A 16,237-nucleotide genomic window follows, 5' to 3' on the forward strand; every position below is an offset into this window, starting at 1 on the left:
GTGGGTGCGGCCGTCCCCGCGGACTCGTCGGGGGCCGTGCGGGTTCCCGGCGGGCGCGCGACCGGTGACCGGCGCGGGCTCCGGCGCGCCCGCCTGTCGACCGCGGCGATCTTCTTCCTCGTGGGGTTCGCCTTCGCCACCTGGGCCGCCCGGGTGCCCGTGATCCGGGACGACCTCGCCCTGTCCAACGGGCAGCTCGCGATCGCGCTCGTCGGGTTCAACAGCGGCGTCGTGCTCGCGCCCCTCGTCGTCGGCGGGCTGGTGGTGCGGCTGGGCAGTCGCACCGTCCTGATCGCGTCCATGCTGTGGTACGTGGCCGCGCTGCCCCTGGTCGCGCTGGCGCCTGCGCTCCCGGCGCTGGTCGCCGCGATGCTCCTGCTCGCCGTGGGCAACTGCGGCCTGGACGTCGCCATGAACGCCCAGGGCAGCCTGGTCGAACGGGGCTACGGCCGCCCGGTCCTCACGTCCTTCCACGCGGCGTTCAGCGTGGGCGCGCTGGCGGGCGGCGCGGTCGGCGCGGTGACGATCTCCGCGCGGATCGGCACGCCCGCGCACTTCACGGCGGTCGCCGGGATGACGGCGTCGGTCGCGGCGGTCGCCGTGCACGGCCTGCTCCGGGACGCGCCGTCGCCGTCCACCGCGCGGCGCGGCGCGGCGGACGGCGCGCGGCGGTCGTTCCCCACCTCGGCGATCGTGCTGCCCGGCGCGGTGTGCTTCTGCGCCATGATGGGCGAGGGCGTCATGAACAACTGGAGCGCGCTGTATTTGCGCGACGTCGTCGGCAGCGACGGCGCCGCCGCGGCGATCGGGATCACCGCGTTCGCGATCGGCATGACCGCCGGGCGGCTGACCGCGGACGGCGTGCACCGCCGCGTCGGGACGGGCCGGTTCCTGGTCGGGTGCGGCGTGATCGCCGCGATCGGCGCGGTGCTCGTCCTCGTGCCCGGAGCGTATGCCACCTGCCTGGTCGGTGCGGTCGTCCTGGGCCTCGGCCTGGCCGCCGTCGTGCCCGTCGTCTTCGGCCACAGCGCCGCGCGGGACCCGGCGCGCTCCGGGTCGGCCATCGCCAAGGTCACCGCCATCGGGTACACGGGGTTCTTCGTCGGCCCGCCGGTCGTCGGCGGTCTGGCGCAGGTCTTCGGGTTGCGCGCGGGCATGGTGGTCCTGCCGCTGCTCATGCTGCTCATGATCGTCCTGATCGCGCGGCTGCGCCGGACCGCGATCCCACCGCGCGCCGGCGTCGTCGGCCACTGACCTCGCCCCGCGCCTCGTTCGCCCGGCGCTCCGCGACCACCACAGCGGTTTCCACGGTTCGACTGGATCGACAGCGGGAGGTTGACGTCATGCGGCCAACTGGTTCACCGGCCACGGCGGAGTTCCGCGCGGCGCGGGACTCACTGATTCGGCACCGGGAGGACTACCAGGAGGCGAAGCGGTGCTTCGGGTGGCCACGGCCTGCCGAGTTCAACTGGGCCTTCGACTGGTTCGACGTGGTCGCCGCGGAGCACCCGGACCGCACGGCCCTGTGGATCGTCGGTGACGAGCCGGACGTGCGCGTGTCCTACGCGCGGCTGTCGGCCCGCAGCGACCAGGTCGCCCGCTGGCTGCGCGACCTCGGGGTGCGGCGCGGCGACGTGCTGCTGACCCTGCTGGGCAACGTGGTCCCGCTGTGGGAACTCGTGCTCGCCGCGGCGAAGCTCGGCGTCGTGATCATCCCGGCGATGACCACCCTCGACGCCGACGAGATCGCGGACCACGTCGTCCGGGGCCGGGTGCGCCACGTCGTGGCCGCGTCCGCGCTCTGCGACCGGTTCGACCGGGCGGGCGCACCGCGGGCGGCGGAGGCCGACCCGGACCTGTCGCGCCGGTTCCGGGAGGTCACCGCGGAATTGACCCGGATCGCGGTCGGTGACGAGGTGCCGGGGTGGCACGACTACGCCGCCTCCGCCACCGCGCCCGCCTCCTTCGAGCCGGACGGCGCGACACCGGCCGACGCACCGCTGCTGCGCTACTTCACCTCGGGCACGACCGCGCGGCCGAAGGTGGTCGAGCACTCGCACGTGTCCTACACCGTCGGCCACCTGTCCACGATGTACTGGACGGGCCTGCGGCCGGGCGACGTCCACCTCACCGTGTCCTCGCCGGGGTCGGGTCGCCAGGGGTGGCGGAACGCGTCCGCCTTCGCGCAGTGGAACGCCGGCGCGACCGCGCTCGTCCTCGACCACGAGCGGTTCTCGGTCGAGGGGCTGTTCGACGTGATCGCGCGCTGCGGTGTGACGACGTTCTGCGCGCCACCGACCGTGTGGCGGCTGATCATCCAGGCCGACCTGAAGGCCGCCGACGTCGGCGGCCTGCGGGAGTGCGTCTCGGCGGGCGAGCCGCTGAACCCCGAGGTGATCGCGCGGGTGCGGGCGGCCTGGGGCATCACGGTCCGCGACGGCTACGGTCAGACGGAGACCACGGCCCAGATCGGGAACACGCCCGGCCAGCCGGTGAAACCGGGGTCGATGGGCCGGGCGCTGCCCGGCTACTCGGTCGCCCTCCTCGACGAGACGACGGGCGCGCCGGGGACGTCGGGCGAGATCTGCCTCCCGCTCGACCGGTCGAGGCCGCTCGGGTTGATGATCGGGTTCGGCGACGACCCGGCGAAGACCGCGGCGGTGATGCGGGATGGCTACTACCACAGCGGCGACATCGCGACCGTCGACGACGAAGGCTACTTCACCTACATCGGCCGGGCGGACGACGTGTTCAAGTCGTCCGGCCGGCGCATATCGCCTTTCGAGCTGGAGAACGTGCTGCTGGAGCACGAAGCCGTGGCCGACGTCGCCGTGGTGGCGTCACCCGACCCGCGACGGCAGGCGGTGCCCAAGGCGTACGTGACCTGCGCCGCCGGCCACTCCGCCGGCGCCGGCACGGCACGCGCGATCCTGTCCCACGTGCGCGAGCGGCTGGCACCGGAGCAGTGGGTGCGGCGACTCGAATTCGCCGGCCACCTCCCGAAGACGCCGACCGGGAAGATCCGCCGGGCGGAGTTGCGCGCGGCGGAGGCCCGGCGGTTCGAGGTCGACGCGCCGCCCGCCGGGAACGGCGACGACGCAGGGACGTCGCCGCGCGGCGTCACGGAGTTCTGGGAGGAGGACTTCGGGGAGCGGTTGCGTTGAATCGCCGCTGCTCCGCAGGCGGCGGGCTGTGTTGGATTGCCGCTGCTCCGCAGACGGCGGGCTCGGCCGCCATCAAGTCGGGCCATCGCGCCTGATTTCCCGCCGATCGAAAAGCGTGATCGGCGGGAAATGAGGCGCGACAACCCGACGGCGGCCTCGCGGCGTGGGGCCGGCGGGGTCTGGGGTGCGCGGAGCGGCGGGGCGTGCGTGCCTGCCTGGGGCGGGTCGTCTTTCGGGTGATATCGCGGTGGGCGTGCATGAGTGGTGGGGGTGGTGTCATCCCCTCGGGGTGTGCCGGGTTGGCGCCTGTCGGGAGGTGGTGTGATGCTCAAGGTGGGTACGTGCCTGCCCGCCCACCCCGCCGACGGCGAGCCCCCGACCGGGGGTGTCATCCCGCCGGACGACCACGCCACCCTGATGGGCCTGCTGGCGCGGATGCCCGGTGTCGAGTTCCGCCACGACCTGGACTTCCGCGAGTCCCACATCCGCCGGGGCCGCGTCCACTGCGGCGACGTGTGCCTGAACGACCTGGACGCCTACCTCTGGCACGTCGACTTCGCCCGCAAACCGGGCAGCTACGACCTCGACGCGCTGCTGACGCTGAAGCGGGACACGGTGGTCGTCCCGGACCCCGAGCGGGTCGCCGTCGCGTTCGACAAGCACTGGGCGTCGCTGACCCTCGCCCGCGCCGGCGTCGCGGTGCCGGACAGCGTGCTGGTCAGCCAGCGCAACCTCGACGCGGCGGCCCCCGCGATCGAGGAGTGGGGGCACGCCGTCCTCAAGCCCCGCCGCGGCTGCTTCGGCTGGGGCGTGCTGCTGGTCGACAGCTTCACCACCCTGCGGGACGTGGTGGGCTACCTCGACGCGGAGACCGCCGAGGGCCGGTCGCGCGGCGTGCCGTCGTCCACGCCGGCGCGCGGCTACCTGCTGGAGCGGTTCTACCCCAATGACCCGGACGAGTGGTTGGGCATCACCCTGGCGGGGCAGCAGGTGATGTACGGGTTCCGGAAAGGCGCGGACCGCCACGTGCGGTGGAACGACTCCGCCTGGAAGGTCTACGACGCGGAGCGCGGTGGCGGCTCCGTCGAGCACCGGGAGGTGCCCGCCGCCCACGCCGCGCTGGCCCTCCGCGCCCAGCGCGCGTTCGACCTGCCGCTGCTCGGCCTGGACGTCATCCACCACGAGGGCCGCCCGATCGTCATCGACGTCAACACCGGCCCGGCGCTCTACCCGGACCTCTTCGCGGCGGCCGGCAGGTCGCTACCGCACGAACTGCACCGCGCCCTCACCACCGCCGCCTTCCCCGCCGGTCCGCCCACCGCCGACCGCGCACCGGGCGCGGGCAGCCGCGCCGCCGACGGGATGGCCGACCCCGCCGCGGTCTGATCGGGGTCCAGCGCCCGGCCGGTCCGGTGGGCGGGCACGGTGGTTCGGCGCACCGCCGTCGATACCCCATGATGTCCGGTCATGGGCAGAAGTTTCGAGGAACTGATCGCCGAGGCCGACGCGGTCGACGTCAGCGGCTGGGACTTCTCCTGGCTCGACGGTCGCGCGACCGAGGAGCGGCCACCGTGGGGCTACCAGCGGTTGATGGGTGAGCGGATCGGTCGGGCCGCGATGAGCCTGGACGTCCAGACCGGGGGCGGCGAGGTCCTGGCGGGTGTCCCGCAGCGCGCGGCACGGGGCATGGCCGCCACCGAGTCCTGGCCGCCGAACCTCGCGCGGGCGCAGGAGAACCTGCGGGACAAGGGCGTCGTCGTGGTCGCCGCCGAGGAGGCGTCGCCGCTGCCGTTCGCGGACGGGGCCTTCGACCTGGTCACCAGCCGGCACCCGGTGACCGTCCACTGGGCCGAGGTCGCCCGCGTGCTGACGCCGGGTGGCCACTACCTCTCCCAGCAGGTCGGCCCGGACAGCGGCCACGAGGTCTACGACTTCTTCCTCGGCCCCCGGCCGCTGGGGAGGAGCGGCCGGGAGCCCGAGCCGGCGAGGGCCGGCGCCGAGGCGGCGGGCCTGGAGGTCGTCGACCTGCGGACCGCCGAGCTGAGGATGGAGTTCCTCGACGTCGGCGCGATGGTCTACTTCCTGCGCAAGGTGATCTGGTTCGTCCCGGACTTCACCGTCGAGAAGTACCGCGACCGGCTGGCGGCGCTCCACGAGCGCATCCAGGCCGACGGCCCGTTCGTCGCCCACTCCCGCCGCTTCCTCATCGAGGCGCGCAAACCGGCGCGCCGCTGAGGCACGCCCGCCGGCGCCGGGTCGACGGCGGGCGTTCGCGCCCCGCTCAGTACCTCGCGGCTCAGCTCGTCGGTTCGGCCGGCACGAGCGGGGCGCGGCCGTCGACGCGGTAGCGGATGTGCGTGACGCCGGGGCTGTGCAGGACCCTGGTCGGGGTCAGCTCGACGCCCTCCCGGTCGCCCAGGCCGAGGTCGCCGTCCAGCAGTCGCATCCCGTCGCCGAGCACGACCGGCACGACGTGCAGCTCCAGCTCGTCCAGCAGGCCCGCCGCGAGCACCTGGCGCACCAGGCTCCCGCCGCCCGCGATCGCGACGTCCTTGCCGCCGGCGGCGGCCTTCGCCCGCGCGACCGCGCTCGCGACGCCGTCGGTGACGTAGGTGAAGCTGGTGCCGCCCCGGCGCGTCAGCGTCGCGCGGGGCCGGTGGGTCACGACGAACACGGGCGCGCGGAACGGCGGCTCCTCGCCCCACGGCTCCTCACCGCCGTCGGCCATGCGCCTGCCCATGACGTACGCCCCGGCGGCCTCGAACGACTCGCGGATGACGTCGGAGTCGACGTCCTGCTCGCCGCCGGCGAGGCCGTGCCGCTCCCGCCACGCCATCGCCTCGACCGCCCAGCGGGTCACGCGGAAGAACTTCGCGGCCTCCGCCGAGCCCATCCAGTCGCCGCCCTCGTGGCGGGGTCCCGCGTAGCAGCCGTCGAGGGACACCGAGAGCTGTGCGGTCACCTTGGTCATCGTGCTGCGTCCTTCCTCCTGGCGAGGCCCGACGGGCTCGCTCGGGAGGGGATCGGAGCCGACGACCGGATTTCTACCCCGATCCCCGGAATTTTTTCCCGCGGCTGCCCGCACTCACCCGCCGGACGCGCAGCGCGCCGCCCGCAGCCGCAGGAAGCGCTGCTCGGGCACGTTGCCCGCCAGCCGCGCCGCCGCGCGGAACGCCTCGGCCGCGGCGGCCCGGTCGCCCGCCCGTTCGAGCAGGTGGCCGCGCACGGCGAACAGCCGGTGGTGGCCGGCGAGCACACCGCCCTCGAGTTCCGCGACGACCTCCAAGGCGGCGCGGGGACCACGCACCTCACCGAGCGCGACGGCCCGGTTGAGCGCGGTGACCGCGCTGGGCGCCAAGTGCTCCAGCACGTCGTACAGCGCGAGCACCTGCGGCCAGTCGGTGTCCTCGGCGGAGGCCGCCTCGCTGTGCACGGCCGCGATCGCCGCCTGCACCTGGTACGGCCCCACCGGGTGCGCGGACAGGCTGCGCGTCACCAGGTCGACGCCCTCGGCGATCGCCGCCCGGTCCCACCGCGACCGGTCCTGCTCGGCCAGCGGGACCAGGATGCCGTCCGGCCCGGTGCGGGCCGCGCCGCGCGCCTCGGTCAGCAGCATCAGCGCGAGCAGCCCGGCGGTCTCGCCGGAGTCGGGCAGCCGCCGGTGCAGTCGCCGGGTCAGCCGCACCGCCTGCCCGGTCAGGTCAGGTCGGCGCAACCGGGTACCCGAGCCCGCGCTGTAACCCTCGTTGAACAGCAGGTACAGCACGTGCAGCACCACGCCGAGCGCGGGGCCGCGCTCGTGGTCGGGCGGCAGCGCGAAGCGCGCACCCGCCTCCCGCAGCCGCTGCTTGGCGCGCGAGATCCGCTGACCCATCGTCTTGTCGGGCACGAGGAACGCGGCGGCGATCTCGGTCGTCGTCAACCCGGCGACCGCGCGCAGGGTGAGGGCCATCTGCGCGGGCGCGGTCAGGGCCGGGTGGCAGCACAGGAACAGCAGCTCCAGCAGGTCGTCGCGCGCCGGCTCGGCGTCCGGCGGCGGCGCGAGCAGGTCGTCGCGCGGCACGGCGTCGAACACCGCCTGCTCCCGGCGCTCGCGCGCGGCGTCGGAGCGCACCTGGTCCACGTAGCGGCGCGCGGCGACCGTGGTGAGCCACCCCAGTGGGTGTTCCGGGACGCCGTCGCGCGCCCAGGTGCCGGCGGCGTCGATCAGCGCCTCCTGGACGGCGTCCTCGCACCGCGCGAAGTCGCCGTGGCGGCGGACGAGGGTGCCGAGCACCCGCGGCGCGAGCGTGCGCACGAGGTGCTCGACCGGCTCGTCGGAGGTCAACGGTCGTCGCCGCCCTGGTCCATCAGCGGCCACACCTCGACGCCGCCGCCCAGCCCCCGGCCGTGGCGCAGGGCCGGGTACGACAGCGCGATCTCCTCCGCGCGCTCCTGGCTCTCCACGTCGACCACGAAGTAGGAGCCGACGTGCTCCTTTGCCTCCAGGTACGGACCGTCGGTGATCACCGGCGCGCCGCCCGCGAACCGCACCGAACGAGGGCGGTCCACCAGCCCGCGCGAGTCGACCAGCTCACCCGACTCCAGCAGCGCGGCGTGGAACGAGTCGACCTCGGCCACCAGTTCCGCGAACCGGTCGGCGTCGACGCTGTTCCAGACCTCTTCGTTGCCGTAGATCATCATCAGGTACTTCACACGACCCCCTGCCGTCCTCTTCGGATGGTTCGGGATTGTGCCGGCGGACCCTCCGGTGGCCGGGCGCGCGTCGGTCCCACCACGCCGGGTGCCGACTCGGTCGCGGACGGTGATTCCACGATGTCGGAATAGGGCCCGGTCCGCCACGATGAGGTGATCGGAACCCGATGAGGAGGGAACATGCGACTCGGTACCCGGATCGGATCGGTGCTGTCGGCCGTGCTCGTGCTGTCGGCGGGCGGTGGGATCGCCGCCGCCGAGCCACCCGCAGCCCGGTTGGGCCAGTGGAGTGCGTGGGGTTCGTTGGGTCAGCCGTCGGTGGGTTTCGCGGGTGCGCCGGCGACGGTGGCGCGTGGAGGCGGTGTGGCCAACGTGTACGCGCGGGGTGGTGATGGAGCCTTGTGGCAGCTTTCCTGGGACGGAGCGAGATGGGGTGCCTGGCAGCGCCACAACGACGGCGCGGTGCTCGACGCGACGCCGGCCGTCGGCAGCTTCAACGCCAACCACGAGCACGTCTTCATCCGCACCCCCAACGGCCAGCTACACCAGAAGTACTGGACGCTCGCCGGCGGCTGGAGTGCCTGGGGTTCGTTGGGCCGGCCGTCGGTGGGTTTCGTGGGTGCGCCGGCGACGGTGGCGCGTGGTGGCGGTGTGGCCAACGTGTACGTACGCGGTGGTGATGGAGCCTTGTGGCAGCTTTCCTGGGACGGCACGCGGTGGGGTGCCTGGCAGCGCCACAACGACGGGTTCGCGCTCGGTTCCGCCGTCGCCGTGAGCTCCTTCGGCGCGGACCACGAACAGCTCTTCGCCCGAGGTACCGACGGCCTGCTCCACCAGAAGTACTGGACCCGGACCGGTGGATGGTCTTCCTGGGCGTCGCTGGGCCGGCCGTCACCGGGCTTCGTCGACGCGCCGGCGACGGTGGCGCGTGGTGGCGGTGTGGCCAACGTGTACGTCCGGGGCGGTGACGGGGCTTTGTGGCAGTTGTCCTGGGACGGCACGCGGTGGGGTGCTTGGCAGCGCCACAACGACGGCGCGGTGCTCGACGCGACGCCGGCCGTCGGCAGCTTCAACGCCAACCACGAACACGTCTTCATCCGCACCCCCAACGGCCAACTACACCAAAAGTGGTGGACCGCCTAACCCACCCACCCCTCCCACCCCTGATTCCCCTCTCACCCCTGATTCCCCTCTCACCTCTCTTCCCCTTCCCTCTCCTTCCCTCTTCCCCCCGCTAGCACGCGCCGCGAGGCCGCCGTCGGGCTGTCACGCCTCATTTCCCGCCGATCACGCTTTCCGATCGGCGGGAAATCAGGCGTGATGGCCCGACCACAGGGCGGCCGAGCCGCCGCGACGAAGTCGCGGCCAATCAAACACAGCTCTTGTCCCTCCCTGCTCGCGCTCCCGCCTCAGCTCCCCGCTCCCGGACCCTCACCGCCCCAACACCATGCACGTCGACGTCGCCGTCTTCGTCGGATCGCTCTCCGACGTGGCCTTCAACGTCACCTTGGTCAGCGGCGCGCCGCCGTCCCGCTTCACGTGCACCGGGACCTCGACCCCGTGGCCGAACTTCGCCGTGGTGAGCGCGTTGGGCACGGAGACCGCCCAGCCGCGCCCCTCCGCCGTGGCCGACACGCGGTACACGTCGCCGTCGAGGTAGCGGGCCACGTCCTCCGGGTGCTCCCCGGCCGGCTTGGCCGCGCGACCCGTGTTCACCAGCGGGAACCGGCAGGTCGCGACGCCGTCCGACCCGGTCCGGCCGGCGGTCGGCAGGACCCGCACGCCCCGCCGCTGCGGGCCCGCGCCGTCGAGCGACCGGATGGCGACCGTGTAGGACAGGACGCCCTCGCGGTCGCGCTGGACGTCCAGCACGTAGAAGTGCAGGCGGTTGGCCTGGTCGACGTACTCGTACTCGCTGCCGGAGTTCGTGCCGGCGTGGAACAGGGCGTCCGACAGCTGCCGGTAGTCGCCGATCGTGATGGGCACCCGACGCCCGTCCGGCAGGACGTAGTCGGTCATGCCGATGTCCTGCGGGTTGGCGTCGACCACCCACGCGAACGGCGCGCGGTCCTCGTTCTTGGTCTTGGCGAGCAGCACGCCCGCGTCCGGGGTGAACGAGTCCGCGCCCATCCGGTCCACGACCTCGACCGTGTAGTTCTGGTAGCCGCCGCCGTCGCACAGCGGGTCGGTGCGGATGTCGCAGGCGGGGGAGAGGTCGCCCGTCTTCAGCTCGACGTTGACGCCGGACAGCCCGTCCGGTCCGGGCTGCACGGTCCGCGCGGTGATCCGCGCGACCACCGTGCCGGACTCGGCGAGGGCTTCGCGGGACAGGCGGAGCACGTTGCGCTCGTCCACGATGCCGAGCTTGATCTTGTTGCGCAGCACGTGCTGCGCGCCCATCGAGCCGCCCGCGGTCGCCGGGATGACCCAGCGGGAGTGCGGGCCGCCGGGTCCGTTGAACGAGCCGCGCGACAGCATGTCCCAGATCCCGGTGTAGGCGCGGCGCGGCGGGTTGCCGTACGGGTTGTTGTAGTTGTCGCCGATGCCCAGCAGGTGGCTCAGCTCGTGCGCGTACACGCCCTGGCCGGAGCTCTCCGCCTGGGTGGACGAGCCGTCGCCCGCGTTGGGCCAGATCGCGGAGCCGGACGCCCACGACGTCCAGTCGACGTACCGGGTGCGCGACCAGTTCGGCAGCGCGGGGTCGGGCGGGCCGAACTCGTCGGGCACGTCCTCCTTGGTCGGGAACTTCATCGTCCCGAACTCCTGCCAGGTGCCGGACTCGTCCTGGCCGGCGGATAGGAAGTAGACGAAGTCGAACCCGGCGGGCACCCCGGACCCGACGTCGGCGACCCAGGCGGCGCGGCCGTCGGTGCGGATGTCGCGGTCGCACCGGTCGCCCGCCGGGCAGCCGGTGCCCGACTGGAACTCCATCGCGTACTCGTGGTCCTTGCCCGGCATGGTGTACGGGCCGAACGCGGTCAGGTCGACGCCGTAGCGCCCGCCGGAGTCCTCCATCCAGTACTCGTGGACGGTGTGGCCGCGGTTGAGCGCGTTGGGCTTGTTGAGGAAGTCCTGGTAGAACCGCGCGACCTGGTCGCGGGGCACGTCGTGGGCCTCGGCGCTGGGGTTGCCGAACACGGTCGACGCCTTCGGCTGCGTGACGACGAACGGCTGGTTCGGGTAGTCCAGCAGCACCAGCGCGCCCTTGAAGGTGCGGACCGAGCCCTTGACCGACGGGTCGGCCCAGTTGGTGCCGGGGACCTTGCGGTAGTCCCGTTCCCAGGTCATGTGGTCCGGGTTGACCCAGTTCTGCGGGTCGATCGGGCCGGGGAAGCCGGCCCGCGCGGCCACGCGCGCGGTGTCCCGGCCCTCCTGCCAGGGCTGTTGGCGCGGCCAGTGGTCGTACTGCCAGGGGTGCTCCGGCCCGGAGGGCGGTGCGGCGACCGCGCCGGCGTTGCCCGCGGCCAGCGCGGCGACCGACAACAGGGCGGTCAGCAGGAGGACAGGGCGCCTGCGCCCCCGACGAACCCGTGAGTGGTACATGCCACCTCCGTGGTGTGATCCACACACGGTAAACGCCCGCAAACGGCCGGCACAGGTGCCGATCGACGGGCGTTCGCGGACTCCGCCGACGTGGCGGGGCCGGCTCTCGCGGCCGGGTGGCCCGGCGGCGTCACCTCGCCACCGGGCGGTGCGACCGGCGATCGCGGCCCCGGTGGAGCCGCACTATTGCGTAGCGGGCTTCCGCGCGAGGCACGACGATCCCCGAATCGACCAGAACACGCCACCGCCCGAGGCCGCGACCCGGAACGACATGTCCGGTGACGCGGGTACCGCCGTGCTGGCGGGCTCGGTGGCACGACTGGAGACCGGCGACCGCCACGACCGGCGCGGCGTCGTCGCCCTCACGATCGTCGCCGTCGCGTTGACCAGCGCGATCGTGCTGATCGCCGTGGTCGCCCTGGTCGGCGCGTCCGCCAGGCTGTCGGGTTCGCCCACGCCGGAGACACCGGGGGCGGCGGGCACGACGGGCACCCCCGGCACTTCGCCGAGGCGGGTCACGCCGACCGCGGCGGCGTCCGCCACCGCGCCGAAGGCCGGTGGACCGGCCGCGCGCGAGGTGCGCCTGGACCGCGGCACCGGGATCGACCTCGAATCGGGTGCGGAGAAGGGGCAGCGGACCGACGGCCCGACCGGCGGCGCCGACCTCTACCTCGAGCGGTTCAACTTCATGCAGAGCAGTCAGGGCGTCTTCTACCCGGACGAGGGCCCCGACGCCAATGCGGAGTCCCGGTGCGCGCAGCTCATCGCCGACGACCTCGACCGCGCGAAGGAGGTCATCCCCACGGTCGGCGGCCAGTACTGCTTCCTCACCTCCGAGGGCAAGCACGCCTGGCTGCGGGTCAAGTACGCCGACCTGACCGCGACCGACAAGGGGTTCGTGGTGCTGGCCGTCGCCGTCTGGTGACCACCGGGGCGGGCTCGCGCGCGTCAGCCGCCCAGCGCGGCCCGCACCTTCGCGATGACCGCGGTCTCGACCTCGGCCACCTGGCCGTCGGCGACCGCCACCTCGTGGCAGATCGCCGCGACGGCGTCCGGGAACGTGGCGGCGTCGACGGGCGACTTCGCGGCGAGGATCTTCATCGACGTCCGGAGCGCGCCCAGGACCTGCTCCTCCAGCTCCGCCTCCGACAGCCCCGAGAGGTCCACGCGGGACGCCTGGAGGACGCCGCGCAGGTCCGGCGAGAGGTGGGACAGGGCGCGGAGGCCGGCGTGGCGCTCCTCGATCACGGGACCGGGGTCGGCGTGGGACACCAGCACCATCGCACCGAAGACGGCCATGCGGAGAGCCCGGCTCTCGGCGTCGGTGTAGAAGATCATGCGGTCAGCCTAGAAGGCGGCCTCGCGGGGTCGGGCGGTGCCCTGACCTCGGACGGCCCGGTCGGCGGGCCGGTCCGGGTCGTGGTGGTCGGCGCGGTCGCCGGTGTCGGTGCGGTCCGGTGGCCACCGGGCTCGGCGTGGTCGGCCCGGCGCAGGAGGCGGCCGGCGCCTCACTCGTCGGCCAGCCCGGCCTCGTAGCCGGCGATGACCAGCTGCGCCCGGTCGCGGGCGGCGAGTTTCGCCATCAGGTGGCCGATGTGCGTCTTGACCGTGTGGCGGCTCAGGTGCAGGTGCTGTTCGATCTCGGCGTTGGACAGGCCGCGCGTGATCAAACCCAGCACCTCCCGTTCACGCGGCGTGACGCCGTCGAGGGCCCGGCGCGGGCGGCGCGGCGCGTCGAGGAAGTGCGCGATCAGCCGCCCGGTGACGCTGGGCGCGAGCAGCGCCTCGCCGGCCGCGACCGAGCGGACGGCGTCGAGCAGGCGGCGCGGCGCGACGTCCTTGAGCAGGAAGCCGCTCGCGCCCGCGCGCAGCGCCTCGTAGACGGCCTGGTCGAGGTCGAACGTGGTGAGCACGAGCACCTTCGGCGGCTCGGGCAGCGCCGTGAGGTGCTCGGTGGCGGTGATCCCGTCCCAGTCGGGCATCCGGACGTCCACCACCGCGACGTCGACGGCGTGCCGCGCGGCCAGCGCGCACGCCTCCCGCCCGGTGCCCGCCTCCGCGACCACGGTCATCCCCGGCTCCGCCGCCAGCAGCAGCCGGACGGTGGCGCGGTACAGCGGCTCGTCGTCGGCGAGCAGGACGCGGATCGGGTCACCCGGCACGGTGCGCCGCCCCGTCGAGCGGGAGCGCGGCCCGGACGGCGAACCCGCCGCCGGGCGTCGCGCCGGTGTGCAGCGAACCCCCGTGCAGCGCGACGCGTTCCCGCATGCCGAGCAGCCCGTGCCCCGGCGCGCCGACCGGGCCCGTCGCGACACCTTCGTCCACTATGGACAGCACGAGGCGGTCGCCCTCGACCTCGGCGGCCACGTGGCACCGCGGCGGGTGGCTGTGCCGCCGGACGTTGGTCAGGGCTTCCTGGACGATGCGGTAGGCCGACACGCGCACGGCGGGCGGCACCTCCGCCAGGTCGGCCCCGTCGAAGGTGACGGCGACACCGGCCGCCCGCGCGTCGTCGACCAGGCGGCCCAGCTCCACGGCGGGCGCGGCCGGCTCGCGCAGCCCGCCGAGCACGGCGCGGACGTCGTCCAAAGCGGACCGGCTGACCCGTTCGATGACGCGCAGGGCCGATTCCCGCTCGTCGGGGTGGCTCGCCGCCACGTGGTTGGCGACGGCGGCCTTCATCGCGATCAGGCTCAGGTTGTGCCCGACGACGTCGTGGACGTCCCGCGCGATGCGCAGCCGCTCCTCCGCCACCGCGCGACCGGTGCGCGCCTCGGCGAGTTCGGCGTCCTGCCGCCGGCGGGTGCGGACCACCGCGGCCACCGCCCAGGACCCGCCGATGACCACCACGCCGTAGAGCAGCGCGGTCACCGGTGCCGTGTCGAACGACTCGGTGCCCGGCGCGGCCGGGAAGACCGGCAGCGCGGGCGAGGACGCCACCGCGAGCCCGGCCGCCGACACGCAGGCCACCGCGCCGACGACGCCCACCGCGCCCGGCCGGGCCGAGGACAGGCCGACCGGGTAGAGCGCCCACGCCACGGCCAGCGCCGCGACCTCACCGCCGATGCCGACGACGACGGCGACCACACCCGCCGCGGTGGTCGTGGACAGCACTGCGGCGGGTGCGAGCCGCCGTGCGGCGAGGGGGACGGCGAGCGCCGCGGCCACCACCCAGACGGCCGGGTTCGCCTGCGGCGCGCGGAGCACCGCCGCCGCCAGGACCGCGACCGCGGCCACCGCGTCGGCGACCGCCAGGACCAGGGGGCCGGGTCTCGCCACTCGTGCCATGACGACACGGTAACCGGGCGTCGCGCGCCGGAACTCGGACCACGGTCCGATGTCCGGTCGACCGCCGGTGGGCCACGCTCCGACCGTGTTCACGACGATCCTGACCACGTTGGCCCTCACCGCATCGGTGCTCGACCCCGTCGGGTCGCCGACCGCGGTCGACGCCGCCGCCGTCGACTCCATTGTGGAGCGGTACCGAGAGGAGGTCGCGCTGCCGGGCGCGGCGGTCGCCGTCACCCGCGGCGACACCGTCGTCCACGCGGCCGGGTACGGCCGCACGCCCGGCGGCGACGCCATCACCGAGCGCACCACGCTGGCGGTGGCGTCGGTCAGCAAGTCCTTCACGGCGCTGGCCGTGCTGCAACTCGCGGAACGCGGGCGCATCGGCCTCGACGACCCCGTCCAGGCGCACCTGCCCGAGTTCACGATGGCCGACCCGCGCGCGGGCGCGATCACCGTGCGGCAGCTGCTCGACCAGACCTCCGGCATGTCGGACACCACCTCGACGCCGTTCAGCGGACCGGCGGTGCACACCCTGCGCGAGGCGGTGGCGTCGATGCGCGAGGCCGGGCTGGCCGACGCGCCCGGCAGCACCTGGCGGTACCACAACCCGAACTTCCAGGTCGCCGCGCGCCTGGTGGAGGTGGTCAGCGGCGTGCCGTTCGCGGAGTACCTGCGCCGCAACGTGTTCGACCCGCTGGGCATGACCGGCAGCGGCACCGGCGACACCGAGCGGGACCTGCCGCCGAGCGCGCGCGGCCACGTCCGGGTGCTGGGCGTGCCGCTGGCCGTGCCCGAGCCGCCCGCCTTCGGCAACGGTTCCGGCGGCGTGCTCAGCACCGCGCGTGACATGGCGGCGTGGCTGATCGCCCAGAACAACGGGGGGCGCGGCGCGAACGGCACGTCGATCGCCACCCCGGACGGGATCGCGGCCACGCACACGCCCTCGGGGGCGGCGAAGTCGTACGGGCTCGGCTGGTTCGTGGGCACCACCGCGTCCGGCGCGCCGCTGGTCCACCACAGCGGCGACCTGTTCACGTCGACCGCCTACCAGGCGCTGCTGCCGGCGTCCGGCCACGGCGTCGCCGTCATGGCGAACACGGGGTTGCAGCACGGGGACGCCCAAGCGATCGCCGAGCGCCTGATCGCGGCGATCGAGGGCCGGGAACCGCCGCCCGCCGGTGACCCGTGGCCCGCCGTCGTCGACGCGGTGCTGCTCGGGGCGGCGGTGGTCGTCGGCGTGGCGACGTGGCGCGGTGCGCGTCGTTCGCGGCGGTGGGCCACCCGCCGCCGGTCGGCGCCGTGGGCGGTGGTCCGCCTGGTGCCGCTCGCGCTGCCGCTGCTGCTCCTCGTCACGGTCCACCGCGTGGTGGGCTTCCTCTACCGGGGTCGTGACGTGTCGTGGCGGCAGGTCCCTTACCTGTACCCGACGTTCGTGGTGCTGCTCGCGGTGGCGGCGGTGGGGTGCGCGGCGGTGCTGGTGGCCAGGGCCGCGGCCGTCGTGCGGGCGGCGAGGCGGCCGGTCGACGGGGCGGCGCGCTGAGCCG

Annotated in this window: 14 protein-coding genes; 7 read left to right on the top strand and 7 right to left on the bottom strand. The window is 74.2% G+C overall.

Features of this window, described 5'->3' with window-relative positions; translation table 11 throughout:
- From C8E97_RS11240 to C8E97_RS11255, 4 genes are all read left to right on the top strand, one after another.
- Entirely contained in the window at positions 1-1,254 is a 1,254-nt protein-coding gene (locus C8E97_RS11240; protein WP_170211772.1) for an MFS transporter, read from the top strand.
- Between the two features lie 89 nt (positions 1,255-1,343).
- A complete protein-coding gene (locus C8E97_RS11245) occupies positions 1,344-3,164 on the top strand; it encodes an AMP-binding protein (protein WP_121004270.1) in 1,821 nt (606 codons plus the stop codon).
- A 324-nt stretch (positions 3,165-3,488) separates the two neighbouring features.
- On the top strand, positions 3,489-4,550 hold the full coding sequence (locus tag C8E97_RS11250; protein ID WP_246018812.1) for an ATP-grasp domain-containing protein: 1,062 nt from the start codon (positions 3,489-3,491) through the stop codon (positions 4,548-4,550).
- Between the two features lie 81 nt (positions 4,551-4,631).
- Positions 4,632-5,399 carry a class I SAM-dependent methyltransferase gene (locus tag C8E97_RS11255; RefSeq protein ID WP_121004273.1) on the top strand — a complete coding sequence of 256 codons (768 nt, stop codon included), beginning with the start codon at positions 4,632-4,634 and terminating at the stop codon, positions 5,397-5,399.
- A gap of 61 nt (positions 5,400-5,460) precedes the next feature.
- Here the strand turns inward: C8E97_RS11255 and C8E97_RS11260 are convergent, their stop codons facing one another.
- The 3 genes from C8E97_RS11260 to C8E97_RS11270 all read right to left on the bottom strand — a co-directional run bounded on the left by C8E97_RS11260 (position 5,461) and on the right by C8E97_RS11270 (position 7,859).
- The gene (locus C8E97_RS11260; protein ID WP_121004277.1) at positions 5,461-6,135 is read right to left on the bottom strand and encodes a dihydrofolate reductase family protein; all 675 of its coding nucleotides are present in this window, start codon (positions 6,133-6,135) and stop codon (positions 5,461-5,463) included.
- Positions 6,136-6,249: 114 nt separating this feature from the next.
- Positions 6,250-7,491, bottom strand: a complete 1,242-nt coding sequence (locus C8E97_RS11265) for an RNA polymerase sigma factor (protein WP_121004281.1) — start codon at positions 7,489-7,491, stop codon at positions 6,250-6,252.
- Positions 7,488-7,859, bottom strand: coding sequence for a YciI family protein (locus C8E97_RS11270; protein WP_121004284.1), 372 nt, complete (start codon positions 7,857-7,859; stop codon positions 7,488-7,490). The genes C8E97_RS11265 and C8E97_RS11270 overlap by 4 nt, the downstream gene beginning before the upstream one ends.
- 180 nt (positions 7,860-8,039) lie before the next feature.
- On the opposite strand from C8E97_RS11270, the gene C8E97_RS11275 reads away from it, so the two are divergent.
- Positions 8,040-9,002 (top strand): DUF8189 domain-containing protein, encoded by a 963-nt coding sequence (locus C8E97_RS11275; RefSeq protein WP_147455068.1) that lies wholly within the window; start codon positions 8,040-8,042, stop codon positions 9,000-9,002.
- Positions 9,003-9,290: 288 nt separating this feature from the next.
- On the opposite strand, the gene C8E97_RS11280 is transcribed toward C8E97_RS11275, so the two are convergent.
- A complete protein-coding gene (locus C8E97_RS11280; protein WP_121004288.1) occupies positions 9,291-11,402 on the bottom strand; it encodes a M6 family metalloprotease domain-containing protein in 2,112 nt (703 codons plus the stop codon).
- Between the two features lie 271 nt (positions 11,403-11,673).
- Between C8E97_RS11280 and C8E97_RS11285 the strand changes: the two genes are divergently transcribed.
- On the top strand, positions 11,674-12,327 hold the full coding sequence (locus C8E97_RS11285) for a hypothetical protein (protein ID WP_121004291.1): 654 nt from the start codon (positions 11,674-11,676) through the stop codon (positions 12,325-12,327).
- Positions 12,328-12,350: 23 nt separating this feature from the next.
- Here the strand turns inward: C8E97_RS11285 and C8E97_RS11290 are convergent, their stop codons facing one another.
- From C8E97_RS11290 to C8E97_RS11300, 3 genes are all read right to left on the bottom strand, one after another.
- Positions 12,351-12,740: a hypothetical protein gene (locus C8E97_RS11290; protein ID WP_121004294.1), complete on the bottom strand. Its 390-nt coding sequence runs from the start codon at positions 12,738-12,740 to the stop codon at positions 12,351-12,353.
- 170 nt (positions 12,741-12,910) lie between these two features.
- Positions 12,911-13,564 (bottom strand): response regulator, encoded by a 654-nt coding sequence (locus tag C8E97_RS11295; protein WP_121004297.1) that lies wholly within the window; start codon positions 13,562-13,564, stop codon positions 12,911-12,913.
- The gene (locus tag C8E97_RS11300; protein ID WP_147455069.1) at positions 13,554-14,690 is read right to left on the bottom strand and encodes a sensor histidine kinase; all 1,137 of its coding nucleotides are present in this window, start codon (positions 14,688-14,690) and stop codon (positions 13,554-13,556) included. The genes C8E97_RS11295 and C8E97_RS11300 overlap by 11 nt, the downstream gene beginning before the upstream one ends.
- A gap of 85 nt (positions 14,691-14,775) precedes the next feature.
- On the opposite strand from C8E97_RS11300, the gene C8E97_RS11305 reads away from it, so the two are divergent.
- Positions 14,776-16,233, top strand: coding sequence for a serine hydrolase domain-containing protein (locus tag C8E97_RS11305; protein ID WP_246018814.1), 1,458 nt, complete (start codon positions 14,776-14,778; stop codon positions 16,231-16,233).
- Positions 16,234-16,237: the final 4 nt, after the last annotated feature.

The sequence above is a fragment of the Saccharothrix australiensis genome, from assembly GCF_003634935.1.
Classification (GTDB): Bacteria; Actinomycetota; Actinomycetes; order Mycobacteriales; family Pseudonocardiaceae; genus Actinosynnema; species Actinosynnema australiense.